This is a genomic window from Coleofasciculus sp. G3-WIS-01 (genome assembly GCF_040223135.1).
Lineage (GTDB): Bacteria > Cyanobacteriota > Cyanobacteriia > Cyanobacteriales > Coleofasciculaceae > Coleofasciculus.
Window position 1 is genome coordinate 1 of the sequence record NZ_JAVJZI010000082.1, and the last position, 13,208, is coordinate 13,208.

Sequence of the window (13,208 nt, forward strand, 5' to 3'; positions counted from 1 at the left end):
GTCTTAGCTCCCTAGTAGAAATAGCAGGGAGGAGTGCCAAGGCAGAAGTTCCTGGTATTCACCGAGAACAGCGGCTCTTCGTGGTAACAGCAGGAGAGAATCCCCAACTAGATTGCTTGCAATTAGTTGGGGTCTGTTCAAGCCTTGGAGCCTTGGAGCCATGCTCCATTATGAAGCCGCCAGTTCCGGTGATTCAACCATGCCATCAACCGTTTGTCGCATCTCAGAAATTGCCTGGAGTTGATAGTCGCCAACTTCCTGAATTTGATTGAGCGCTTCTGCGATTGCTTCGAGTATCTGGCGAATTTGATTAAGCGCCTCTTGTTTGGACGGTAAGAGTTCTTGATAAAGATTAACTTGACTCCAAAGTTCAGCGACTTCCATTTGCATCGATTGCCAGTTTTCTTCCAAGCTTTGTAACTCAGAGCGTTTGGCATCTTGCTCACTCGCTTGCTGAGCAATCATCTCCTCAGCTTGGCTAATGCTTTGGCGCATTTGCTCAACCTGGCTTTCCAGTTTTTCCAGTTCGCTTTCCTGCTGTTGTCGCTGAGCTTCAAGCTGGTTTAAGACTGGACCGAGGTCAATTTTATGGGTATCGTCGCTACTCCCGTCACTAATACCCTGGCGACGGCGTAAGACACGGACATGCTGATTGAGAATTTCTTCTCTCTCCCGCAGGTTACGGCGTTGACCGACGAGAGTTTCATCAAGCATTTGATAGCGGTCTTGCTCGTCGGCTAACTCGGTTTCCAAACTAATGCGATCGTACTCGCTGGCGTTATTAATTTTTTCTTGTATTTCTTCTACCGATTGGCGCTGGAATGTGAGTTCCTCTTCCTGATCGTTGACAAAACGCACCACTCTCTCTAAATCTTGCTGTAAATTTTGCACGATTTCCTGGAGTTCACCCAGGGGCATATTTTCCAGCCCTTGAATGTCAACCTCTTGGCTAATTTTGACATCGGCTGAGGTGGTTGCTAAACGGGCAAGCTCTTGATGTAACTCTTGGTGAGTTTGGAGTTGCAGGCTCAGTATATGTACGGATTCTTGCTTCATTTCCCAGGCATTCTGCTGCACCTTGAATTCAGCTTGCGCCTCTTCAAATGAGGTTTGAACCTGATCTAATTCTTGCTTACGCCGTTGAATTTCTAACTCTTGCTCGTCAATGTCGGTTTGTCGTTGCTCAGCTTGTTGGCGCTGATATTCCAGTTTTTGCCAGTCATTATCCAGTTCTGACTGTTGTTGATCAACGATTTCAAACGCCTGATTCAACTGTTCCCGCACGGTATCTGTAGGAGCGACAGCGGTGGATAGGCGATCGAGCAACTCCTGCATCGCCGCTACGTCTTCCTCACTTAAACCGGAGGTTTGTTGCCGATCCCCTTGTTGCTCTTCCAAACGCCGCTGTTCACCGCGCAGATGCTCCCAAGCCCCTTCTAGTTCCTGTTGTTTTCGCTCAAACTCTTCTTTGAGTCGTTCCGATTCCTCTTTCGCACTTTCAATGTCTTGACGCTGCTGATCAATTTGTTCCGCCTCTTCCTCCAGGGCTTGCATCTGTTCCAGCCGCGCTTCCATTTCCATCTCGCGGCGGTTGAGTTCTTGACTTTGATAGGTCAAGGACTGCTTCCACTGTTCAATTTCTTCTTCTTGACTTTTCGCCTTCTCCAACAGACGAGAAAAATTTTGTAAGATGTTCGCCAGTCTCGTCCCGGCGGGCTCAATGTCGCCTTGAACTTGTCGATTGTTGCCAAGGTTGACAATTACCAAAGCCCCATCACCCATACTACCGGCTTCGTCTCCTGGGATGGTTTCTTCCCCCGGAACAGCGCTCCAACTCTGATCATTCCGCTGACAAGCCAGCAGTTTGAGTTCGGCCTTACTGCCACCAAAACTGGCAAAACCGCTTTTCTGCTTTTTGACTTCTGCTAGATACAGCACACTGATCGTCCTCTTTACTTGTCTTGTACCCAATTCATGACTAAGCTAACCTGAGCTGGCTCAACCGTGGATTAGGTTGCTGGTCGCACTGCTCCTGATTTGATTTTGAGCTAACCCTGATTGATAGACCGAGCAGCTTTGTCTACAATGCTAGCCTTTGGCAAGTGACAGGGACAGCCATGTCTTGGACTATCGTCCTGACCTCAGCTATCACAAGATAGTCCTGACGGATGGAGGAATGCTACAGATTTCCCACTCGACCATCAATTCATGTTTATTTAACGAAGCCATTCTCGATCCATGACTTTGGCTGTATTACAATTAGTTATAAATATCTATGAGAAATTATAAGTCTTTGGCTTGCACATATACCAGCTTTTTGCTCAATCCCGCTCCATTGGCTATAAAATTTAGTTCGGTAAGTGGATGGCTGTATTCTTGTTACTGTTTGAACAAGATGCCTAGCCGAAGCTAGTAAGACCCCTTGCTAGACACACCTGATTGTTTTCATTTTAGCGGTTAATTCATCGTTGCCGCCATCCGCCTTGTCCCTTTATCCTAGCTAACTTGGCTTATTGGCTATCGACGCGATCGCTCACCGCCGTTCCATCCGCCTGCTCAGGAGGTGTTACAGCAAGTCTAGTCCTCAATTATACTGAATACATAGAGGTTTTGATTTACTCTTGCCCCAGGAAAACAGTATAAATTTCAGTGGCTCTATTGAGTAAAGTTAATTGAAAGTTTAACAATGCTTAAGTTGAAATACAGCCGTTAAACGATCCATTCAAATTTGATTAGATGATATCTTAACATGGTCAGTCAGCGGTGGTGGTACAGCATAAAGTTTTTGTTGAGGTTGACATGGCAGGCAACCTGATAACCAAACAGACCATGCTTCGTCTCAGCATTGAACGCCAGGTTTTAGGAGTACATTTTCCTTAAAATGCAGGGAACGTTAAATGAAATTGATATCCGCAGTATCCTGCAACTGATCGAACTCGGTCAGCGCACAGGAGAACTGTTAGTTGAGGCGCACAGCTTCCACGCCAATAGCTTTGGTAGTGATGTGAGTCATAAATTTACCCAGGGACGCTCCTACCTAGAGACCCCACCCCGTCGCCCTGGACCATTTTGGTTTGTTTTTTTCCTCAACGGACAAATTGCCTACGCGGCAAACAGTGATCACAGTTTGTCACGACTGCGCGATTACCTGCGTCGCTATCGAGCCGAAACGGCTTTAGATGACATAGAAGAACTCTCGATTGATTCAACTAATGCTCCCGAATATGGCTATCTTTGGGCTTTGCTAGAAAACCATATGATCACGCCGGCTCAAGGGCGCAGCATCCTCCGCAGTATGGTGCATGAAACCCTATTTGACCTGCTTAGCCTCCACAATGGGTATTTTGTATTCGAGGTTGGTCCAGCATTAGCGCCCCAACTTACCACCTTAGAAATTGCCCCTCTAGTGACCAAGATTATGAAGCAAGTACAGGAGTGGAAGCAATTTCATCCCCATATCCAATCCCCCAATCAATGCCCGGTGATTACTGATGAAACTAAATTAAAGGCTCGATTGCCAGAAAATGCATTTAGAACCCTACAACGGTGGGCAAATGGCAAGAATTCTCTGCGGCAGATGGCTCGCTATCTCAATCGTGACATCCTGACTGTCACCCGAGCTATTTATCCCTATATCCAAAGGGGTTGGATTCAATTGCTGAGTTCAACACCCCAAGAAACCCTCGCGGTTCGACAGCCGTGGGAATCCACCTATTCAGATTATGCACCATCGGTGGTTTGTATTGATGATGACTTGGCAGTTGGCAAGACTGTCGAATATATGTTGCAAGCTCAAGGATATGAAGTAACGGCGATTCAAAATCCCCTCGAAGCTCTGAGCTTACTCTTTCAAATCAAACCCGCTCTAATTTTATGTGACGTAGTCATGCCCAAACTCGATGGATATGAACTGTGTGGCATGTTACGGCAATCCACGGTATTTCGACAAACTCCCATCATCATGCTGACGGGCAAAGATGGCTTTATTGACCGCGTCAAAGCTCGCATGGTAGGCTCAACGGACTATTTGACTAAACCGTTTGGAGCAAGTGAGCTGTTGATGTTGTTGGAGAAATACGTAGGTCCAGGAGATCCGGAAAAAATGGGTTTCGATAGTTCCCGCCCAACCCGAGAGGAGGAGGTAGAGGCAAGCGATATCACCAAGTCAGCATCGGCTTAAAAAGAGCGATCGCGTGACAAGCATAAAGGTAATTCTTCCGCTACAATCACCTCATAGACTCATGCCGCCATACGCCCTGCTCCGTTTAGCCGTTGAGCCTGTCACAATGGAGGCGGGGCGTCAGTACAGGATGAAGCTACCATAAAGGATACATTAATCATTACTCTATCTATGTTTAAAGGTATAGCTCAAGGGTATAGCTCAGTTCACATTCAAAATTCGTGCGCTTATTGGCAAGTCAGGTAGGGGGTTATGAGTACAGTTTTGGTTGTAGAAGATAGTTTGGCACAACGACAGATGATCTCAGACCTCCTCAAAGGCAGTGGGTTGACTGTCTCTGTAGCCAGCGATGGAGTGGAAGCCTTAGAACATATTCTGCATTCTTGTCCTGATGTAGTGGTATTAGATATTGTTATGCCTCGTATGAATGGGTACGAGGTCTGTCGTCGTTTAAAGGCTGACCCCAAAACCCAAAATGTACCCGTGGTCATGTGTTCTTCAAAAGGCGAAGAATTTGATCGATATTGGGGAATGAAGCAAGGAGCAGATGCCTACATCGCTAAGCCCTTTCAACCCACCGAGTTGATTGGTACAGTCAAACAGCTACTCCGGTCATAAATATAGTTAAGACTCTAGCTGCCAATGGTTGGAAATCCGGATTTTTTAACAGATACTGGTCAAGATCAAGCCCCGGAATTGCAAGAATTAGAAAGTCCTGAGGGTGAATTGCACTTGCGTTTTTACGTCCCTTCTGGTATGGAATTTGCTTTACCAGCGACTGGGATTAAAGAAGTGCTTGAACCATCTCCCAACCAGATCACCCCCATCCCGAATGCTTCTCCCTTATTATTAGGGACGATCAACATGCGAGGTCGGGTCATTTGGGTGGGTGATCTGGGTCAATTTATGGGAGAGGCGATACCCGTCAATACAGATCGAGCCGAAATTCCCGTCATTGCTATCGAAGACCAAGATACAATGCTCGGTTTAGCGGTGGAGCGAATTGTGGATATGGATTGGTTAGATGTGGAGCAATTACAAATAGCAATGAATGTTCCCGATACGATGGCACCTTTTTTAAAAGGAGAGTGGTTATTAGATCCAGAGTCCAATAAATTTTTACGACTTCTCGATCAGGTGGCAATTCTACGAGCAGCACGGTGGGCAGCATGAATGAATAGTACAAGCAAGGAAAAAGAAAGCAAATGTTTGCTTTTTCCTTTTTCCTGGTGAGCAACGGGAGGAGGTCAATGGCATCAAGTACGGATTACGTCCAGGAATATACACAAGCGCAAACGGCTTACGCACAAGGCAAATACCAAGAAGCTGCCGATATTATTAGTCGGTTGATAGAAGAGTTCCCCAATGATCCAAGTGCTTTATTACTTAAGGGTCATATCTGTTGCTATGGTCTACAGCAGTACGATCAAGCAAGGGAACACTACGAACAAGTCCTCAATCTAACGTCTGAACCTGATTTTATTGAATATGCTCATAAAGGTCTAGAAGATGCTAGTCAACTGCCAAATGAGTTCGATTCTGCCGATTCAAGCCCATCCACAGAAGAATTCGATAACAGTTTCCAGGATATTGATGAAACCGATGAGTTGAATGAAGTACCCACACTAGAAACCTGGCAAGGCTCAGAAGCGATTGAAGAGTCGGAGGATTTCGATTTAGGGGCTTTAGATTTGGATGAAGTGGGAATGGGAGATGATTTTGACTCGACTTCATCTTCGCCCTTTACTGAACCCTTGGACAGTTCATTTATTGATGAATCGGAAACGACAGATGATCCAAGTTATGCAGATGAGTCCAACCCATTTGCCTTGCCTGGTTTAGACGAAGATAGTGGTGATTGGGAAAATGAGCAGGATTCTTTGAGTGATTTTGCTCTAGATGACAGCCCATTTACTGAGGCAGATTATCAAGAAGAATCGAGTGATTTTGCTCTAGATGACAGCCCATTTACCGAGGCAGATTATCAAGAAGAATCGAGTGATTTTGCTCTAGATGAGAGCCCATTTACCGAGGCAGATTATCAGGATAACTTTGAGGAATTTTCACCAGGGGCGTCTGAGGATGATACTGCGGCAACCTTTGTCATGCCCCCCGGTAGCATCCCTGAATTTGAAGGTTCTGAGGAGGAGCTCTCACCATCTTATGAGTCCGAATCCCATTTCGACCAAGACTTATCGGAAGTGGATCAGGAAATGGAGGGTTGGCATGAGGAATCTATCGACGAGTCATATCAGACAGATTACCCCGTTTATGAAGACGAAACCCTACTGATGGATTCAGCGGAGTTGGGGGAGGCTTTGCCAACGGATACAGATGAGTTTGACTATTCAGGAACACAGACGGATGAAGCGATAGAGGCATTTGACGCAAGTGAGTACACTCAGGACGAGCCAGACTTTGATCAAAATGGATTTAACGCTCCCGAGCAGTTTGACTTTGAGAGCTTTGACGATGCTTTCACCATGGATGACATAGCTGACGCTGATGCCGAAAGCTTTTCAGAACTTGAAGAAAATCAAAATACTCAAGAGGGGTTTTTAGACGTTTTTGATGTATTTGAAGATGATTTAGGCTCTCTTCCCGATTTCGCCATAGACGATCAGGATGAATTATCTGACCCCGGTGCGAGGGAATCAGATTTTGATGTCTTAAGTAACAGTGGGGTAGTACCATCAGCCAGCGAAGGTGCGGGAGTTAGGGAAAATGGCGATGCCGTCCGAGATGGTTTAGCTGCTCATCAGAAATCTGCTCAGGGGTATCGCTCAATCGATAGTGATGAAGAAATATTCAGTCTTGGTAACTCAACTGAACAACTCCCAGTTTTTAATCAGACTAAAGAGGGGGGACATGAACCTATCGTTAATGTTGAGCAAGGATGGCTGGCTCCCTTTGAAAATGCTTCCCTCAATCATAAACAGTGGATTACGTCTTTTGCCGCAGGGATTGCCTCCGCTTTTGTGGTTGCCTTAGTGAGTTTTTCGGCACAAAGTATTACTGCCCGAAGTGCCAGATCCGAAGGGCAAGCTCAAGGAGCGATCGCAAATCTCAAATTCGCCCATGCTTTAGCCAGTGGTGCGGCATTTGCTGCCAGTTTTGGCATTACCCTATATCTGGGTCGGATCACCACTCGCCAGATTCAACAGGTTACAGCAGATTTACAAACCCAGTTTGACTCCGTTGCTCAGGGGAATCTTAATGTCAGTGTCCCCATCTACTCCGAGGGAGAACTAGGTCAGCTAGCTTCGGGTTTTAATCAGATGGCGCGAGTGATCCTGACAACCACCAGCGAAGCCACCCGAAAAGCTGAAGAACAAGAACAAGCCAAAGAAGACCTGCAACGCCAGGTGATTCGATTGCTTGATGATGTTGAAGGAGCCGCACGCGGTGACCTGACGGTTCAAGCTGAAGTGACAGCCGACGTTTTGGGTGCAGTGGCTGACTCCTTTAATCTAACCATTCAAAATCTACGGGAAATCGTCCAACAGGTAAAAGATGCCGCGCGTAAAGTAACCAAGGGTTCTACTGAAAGTGCGGCGTTTGCCGGCAGTTTATCCAATGACGCCTTGCGCCAAGCCGAGGAACTGGCAGTTACCCTCAACTCCGTTCAGGTGATGACCGACTCCATTCAACGAGTCGCTGAAGCCGCCCGGGAAGCCGAGGAAGTCGCCCACACCGCTGCTGATGTCGCTCACAGAGGAGGTCACGCTGTAGAACATACGGTGGCAGGTATCTTACAAATCAGGGAAACAGTAGCAGAAACAACGCGGAAAGTCAAGCGTCTGGCGGAATCTTCCCAGGAAATTTCTAAGATTGTCGCCGTAATTTCCACAATTGCCTCCCGAACCAACCTGTTAGCGCTCAATGCCAGTATCGAGGCAGCTCGAGCTGGAGAGGCGGGTCGAGGATTTGCCGTCGTTGCCGATGAAGTGCGACAACTGGCAGACCGCTCAGCCAAGGCACTCAAAGAAATTGAGCAAATCGTCATGCAGATTCAAAGCGAAACCGGGTCGGTGATGACGGCGATGGAAGAAGGCACTCAGCAGGTTATTGATGGAACCAAACGGGCAGAGCAAGCCAAACAAGCACTGGAAGACATTATCCAAGTGTCCAATCGCATTGATGCTCTGGTGCGGGCAATTAAAGCGGATACAGTTGAGCAAACCGAAACATCCCGTGCTGTTGCCCAAGTCATGCAATCGGTTGAGCTAACTGCCCAAGAAACATCTCAAGAAGCCCAACGGGTGTCCAGTGCCTTGCAAAACTTGGTCGGTGTGGCAAGAGATCTACTCAATTCTGTAGAACGTTTCCGTGTGGAATCAAGTGAGAGCAGATAGTCCTTAGACAGTTAACAGTTAACAGTTAACAGTTAACAGTTAACAAAAACAAATGACCAATGACAAAGGATAAATGACAAATGACAAATGATCGATGAATGAAACCCCCTCCAGTTCTAGCTTAGGATTGTGGACTCTGCGCTTGCTAGCTGCCATTTTATTAGGCGGTCAAGTCATCGTTCATCTTTTGGGTGGTAAAATCCACCGACGCAATACCCTCGATCAAATGGCAGTCGTTGGTCCGGATTCACTAACTATTGCCATGATCACGGCTAGTTTTATCGGTGCCGTGTTTACCATTCAGGTAACGCGAGAATTTATTAACTTTGGGGCGACTACAGCCATCGGAGGGGTTTTGGCACTGGCATTGAGCCGGGAACTTGCGCCTGTTTTAACGGCTGTAGTGATTGCCGGACGAGTCGGTTCAGCATTTGCGGCTGAAATTGGCACGATGCGCGTGACTGAACAAATTGACGCGCTTTATATGCTCAAAACTGATCCCATTGATTATTTGGTCATTCCTCGTGTCATTGCCTGCTGTTTAATGCTGCCGTTATTGACAATTCTCTCGATTATTCTCGGCATGACGGGAGGTGTATTGATTGCCATTAATTTCTACAATATTCCCCAATCTGTGTTTCTGGATTCCGCCCGGAATTTCCTGGGAATCTGGGATTTGTTTACGGCGATGATTAAAGCGGCTGTATTTGGGATGCTGATAGCCGTCATTGGCTGTAGCTGGGGATTGACCACTACTGGTGGTGCCAAAGGAGTCGGTCAATCCACGACAACGGCAGTCGTCACAGCTTTACTCGCCATTTTCATCACTAACTTTTTTTTATCGTGGCTGATGTTCCAAGGCACAGGCAGTGCAGTTCTCTAATCAGGGGTATATTAAAATAGAGCGATTATGTCGATAAACAACGGAAATTTAGTCAAGTGACCTCTGCTACTTCTTCATCTTCATCAACCCAAACCATCGAACTTGCCCCTAGCTACGTTATTCCTTTGGTATTGGTTGTGGGCAGTATACCTATTGTGCTGCTCCAAATTTGGGTTGGTTTACTCATTTCTCTTTTCGGGTTATTTTTAATGATTCAAGCGGTAACCATCCGTCTTCAATTTACCGAAACCGCATTGGATATCTATCGTTCCCAGACTCTCATTCGCCGTTTTCCTTATAAAGACTGGTCAAATTGGCGGATCTTCTGGTCATCATTTCCAATCCTTTTCTATTTTAAGGAAGTTAATAGCATCCACTTCTTGCCCATTTTATTTGATCCCAAGCAGCTTAAACTCTGCTTAGAGGAGCGCTGTCCCCAGATTTGAGATTCATTTGTGATATGCCTTGCCAAATTAATGCTTAGGCTTGAGAACACCTTTGATCGAAGGCTCTCTTGCCAGGTAACTCACCCTTGCGAATAATCCCACCGTTTAGGGGTTGGGAGTGTAAATCATTATTCAGATACTAATTATTCAATGAATTCAGACGAACCACAAAGCCAGGAATCCAATCCAGAACAACAACCAATCCTTGAGGTATTTGATGAAAAATCTCCAGAGCAAAAACCCGAAACAGAAAGACCTGATCCCTTAATTGAGCTATCTTACCAATCTGACGTGACACAACCACAAGCTGACAATTCAAAGGCTTTAGACTTACCTGCGCCAGATAATGATAATCAGATGACGCCATCAAGTGATCAACAGGAAACAGTGGCGAATTTCACTCAAACGATAGCTGACCTTGAGTGGCAAGAACAGCAGTTGAGGCAAAAAATTGCCCAGTTACAAGCCAGCCAAAATCAGATTTTATCGGATCAGTTGACCAAAACCCAAGCCACCATCCAACAAATGCTCCAAGAAGGGTTAAGCGAATTAGAGCAGCGCAAGCAAGCCCTTTTGATTTCTGTGGAGCAACTCGAACGCCGCCGAGAACGCATTCGCACGGAAATGCGAACCACATTTGCTGGGGTGTCTCAAGAATTAGCTATTCGGGTGCAGGGTTTTAAAGACTATTTGGTTGGCAGTTTACAAGACTTGGTTGTGGCGGCTGAACAGTTGGAATTAGCGGAACCGACGGCAGAATCGTTCCAACCTAGGATGGATGAACCACAGCCGCCAGCTTCTTCGCCTACACCCAAATTTGCTGAACAGGCGTTTCAAGATCAGATCCGGCAAATTCGGGACATTATTGACCAATACCGCAAGATGCCAGATTATTATGGTCCGCCTTGGCAATTGCGGCGCACGTTTGAGCCAATTCATGGGGAGCGAGTGTCCAATTGGTTTTTTACTCAAGGGGGGCGTGGGGCGATTCGCACCATCGGTAGCCGCTTGCAGAATATTTTGGTCGCCTCCGCCGTGATGTCTGTGCTGCGGACGCTTTACGGTGATAGACTACGCACTCTGGTTCTTGCCAATAGCCCTGAACGGCTAGGAGAATGGCGCAGAGGATTGCAGGATTGTCTGGGCATTTCCCGCAGTGATTTTGGTCCGGAACGGGGGGTGGTTTTATTTGAGGAAGCATCAGCCCTGGTGCAAAAAGCGGATCGGTTGATGACCCAGAAACAACTTCCTTTAATCATTGTTGATGAAACAGAAGACCAGATTCGTCTTTCAATTCTGCAATTTCCTCTCTGGTTAGCCTTTGCTCCCGATCCTCAGCAAATGAATAATTATTAATAATATATAGCGATTCTAAATGAGTTGTGAAAGGTGAGCATCTTGAAACCCAGACATAGCAAAGATATCCTTGGGAAAAATTTACACAACCTATTTAGAATTGCTATAGAGTAGGCTTAATAATTCTTTACTTTTTCATATTGACAAGTATTGCTGGAATTATGACAATCGAAAGTTGACAGAACTTACGCAACTGTCACAGGCGACTCCAGGAACGGTGTTTTAACCGACTTCGGAGTATCCTTTGAGAATCCTTGGTTATTTACACCAAGGAGAAGTCAAGCGCGAACAACTGTCATCGTCAATGTAAAAGAAAGAAGATAAATACTCTATCAGACCGTTGGGAATTGTGCCTGTTGAAGGCAAAAATTTTTGCTTAAATGCAAAGGAGATATTGAACTTAATGAGTATTCCAATTCAAGTTTCACCCGCGACGAATGATCTGACCCTATCCATGGATCAGACCTTCGCCGAAGTGGTGAAGGTAACTATCCCGAAATCTGGGGTAGTCCCGAAAGTGGATGCCTATTTTCTCGCCGACACGACCAGTAGCATGAAGAATGCGATCGATGCTGTCAAAACTGGTATATCGGATGTCCTAACCGAAATCGGGGCGCTAGGAGCCGATGTCCAGTTCGGGGTTGGCGAATATAAAGACTTTCCGGCTCCAGATCCTGGCAGACATCCCTACGCCTTCCTGCACCAGCATAGCCTGAGTGCCAACACAGCCGAGATCCAAGCCGCCATCGCTACCTGGACGGTCACTCCAGGTCTAGACGTTCCCGAGGCTCAGTTTTACGCCCTCGATCAGCTTGCCGAAGCACCAGGTGGCACGATTGGTTGGCGTGCTGATTCTCGGCGGATCATCGTCTGGTTTGGTGACGCAGCCGGTCACGACGCCGTATGCCAGCAAATCTCCGGTTTATCCTACGACATCACCGAGGCATCGGTCACCGCGAAACTATTGGCAGAAAAGATCAAGGTGCTAGCCCTAAGTTTGAGCAGCAGCGGCGCTCCGGTGGGGCTGGACGACGATCCAAAAGCGAAAGCTACAGGGTATCAGCCATTCTGCGGCAATCCGGGCGGCACCCCCGGACAAGGGACAAGGATTGCCAAGACTACGGGTGGCAAAATTATCCAAGGTGTCAGTGCCAATACGATTGTGGAGACGATCAAAACTGAATTGGCAGCACAGATCACCTCAATCGGCAACGTCAGTCTAGTAGCCAGTGGAGCCACCGCACCATTTGTGGTTGCGATCGCACCTAGCGATGGTTATGGTCCGCTGAGCAGAGATCAAGACCATGAACTTAGCTTTGACGTTGACTGGATTGGCACAGTAGAAGCCACCTACGAGGATCAGGTATTTAGTGGCTCCCTTGATGTCATTGCCGATGGAGAAGTCGTTGGCGGCAAGACCGTCACAATTACAGTACCACTTGATGAGGAAATTACCATGCCACGCCCAGATGATCGTTCCGGTACCTGGATGTTGATTCACCAAGTGACGGGTCTTTATTTTATAGTTCGTGGTTACACTCCTGCTTTGAATCGGGTGGTCCAGGTATGGGCGGAGGATCCTCCTCGAAATTTTGCGGTACCTCAGCAAGGACACCTGTGGGTTCTGGTCAAGCAGACCGATGGAACTTACCTGATCCAGACCCGGGATTCTACCCAGCTGTTGTATCTCCAAGCGCCAAACACACCTGGGCAAAGCGCTGCCCCAATGTTGCGACCCCGCGAAGAAACTAACGATTTCCAATCCTGGGTATTGGTTCCAGTCACCAGTGATCCCGACACTTACGTCATCCAATCGAAGAGATTCAGCAATTGTGCCTTGGGTCTTGATCAAGGTAATTGTACCAACGGCCATAATATAGTCCTCAGCAACTCCTGGGGAAGACCAACTTGGCATGAATATTGGCGACTGACCGAATTTCCGGCTAATGCTCAGTGATCAAAGATTAGCAACTGCCTGTTGAAGGCAA

The 13,208-nt window shown here is 46.9% G+C and carries 9 protein-coding genes; 8 read left to right on the top strand and 1 reads right to left on the bottom strand.

All coding sequences use genetic code 11. The features are described 5' to 3' along the window. Window positions 1–168: 168 nt before the first annotated feature. Window positions 169–1,938, bottom strand: a complete 1,770-nt coding sequence (gene hmpF / locus RIM23_RS08555) for a pilus motility taxis protein HmpF (protein WP_446366211.1) — start codon at window positions 1,936–1,938, stop codon at window positions 169–171. Window positions 1,939–2,881: 943 nt separating this feature from the next. Here hmpF and RIM23_RS08560 point away from each other — a divergent pair. The 8 genes from RIM23_RS08560 (at window position 2,882) to RIM23_RS08595 (ending at window position 13,177) form a co-directional block, all read left to right on the top strand. Next, window positions 2,882–4,180, top strand: a complete 1,299-nt coding sequence (locus tag RIM23_RS08560; protein ID WP_446366213.1) for a response regulator — start codon at window positions 2,882–2,884, stop codon at window positions 4,178–4,180. A 252-nt stretch (window positions 4,181–4,432) separates the two neighbouring features. Beyond that, window positions 4,433–4,798 (top strand): response regulator transcription factor, encoded by a 366-nt coding sequence (locus RIM23_RS08565; protein ID WP_446338688.1) that lies wholly within the window; start codon window positions 4,433–4,435, stop codon window positions 4,796–4,798. A 24-nt stretch (window positions 4,799–4,822) separates the two neighbouring features. Further along, complete coding sequence (locus RIM23_RS08570; RefSeq protein WP_446366215.1) at window positions 4,823–5,353, top strand: chemotaxis protein CheW; 531 nt, start codon at window positions 4,823–4,825, stop codon at window positions 5,351–5,353. Between the two features lie 77 nt (window positions 5,354–5,430). After that, complete coding sequence (locus RIM23_RS08575; protein WP_446366217.1) at window positions 5,431–8,535, top strand: methyl-accepting chemotaxis protein; 3,105 nt, start codon at window positions 5,431–5,433, stop codon at window positions 8,533–8,535. A 94-nt stretch (window positions 8,536–8,629) separates the two neighbouring features. Beyond that, complete coding sequence (locus RIM23_RS08580; protein ID WP_446338691.1) at window positions 8,630–9,418, top strand: MlaE family lipid ABC transporter permease subunit; 789 nt, start codon at window positions 8,630–8,632, stop codon at window positions 9,416–9,418. Window positions 9,419–9,474: 56 nt separating this feature from the next. Further along, window positions 9,475–9,864, top strand: a complete 390-nt coding sequence (locus tag RIM23_RS08585; protein ID WP_446366219.1) for a DUF3119 family protein — start codon at window positions 9,475–9,477, stop codon at window positions 9,862–9,864. 150 nt (window positions 9,865–10,014) lie between these two features. Beyond that, on the top strand, window positions 10,015–11,220 hold the full coding sequence (locus tag RIM23_RS08590) for a DUF3086 domain-containing protein (protein ID WP_446366221.1): 1,206 nt from the start codon (window positions 10,015–10,017) through the stop codon (window positions 11,218–11,220). Window positions 11,221–11,569: 349 nt separating this feature from the next. Continuing rightward, on the top strand, window positions 11,570–13,177 hold the full coding sequence (locus RIM23_RS08595) for an RICIN domain-containing protein (protein WP_446366241.1): 1,608 nt from the start codon (window positions 11,570–11,572) through the stop codon (window positions 13,175–13,177). Window positions 13,178–13,208 lie beyond the last annotated feature (31 nt).

Coding starts and splice junctions, on each gene's coding strand:
- RIM23_RS08560 (WP_446366213.1), top strand. CDS start 2,882: ATGCAGGGAACGTTAAATGAAATTGATATCCGCAGTATCCTGCAACTG.
- RIM23_RS08565 (WP_446338688.1), top strand. CDS start 4,433: ATGAGTACAGTTTTGGTTGTAGAAGATAGTTTGGCACAACGACAGATG.
- RIM23_RS08570 (WP_446366215.1), top strand. CDS start 4,823: ATGGTTGGAAATCCGGATTTTTTAACAGATACTGGTCAAGATCAAGCC.
- RIM23_RS08575 (WP_446366217.1), top strand. CDS start 5,431: ATGGCATCAAGTACGGATTACGTCCAGGAATATACACAAGCGCAAACG.
- RIM23_RS08580 (WP_446338691.1), top strand. CDS start 8,630: ATGAATGAAACCCCCTCCAGTTCTAGCTTAGGATTGTGGACTCTGCGC.
- RIM23_RS08590 (WP_446366221.1), top strand. CDS start 10,015: ATGAATTCAGACGAACCACAAAGCCAGGAATCCAATCCAGAACAACAA.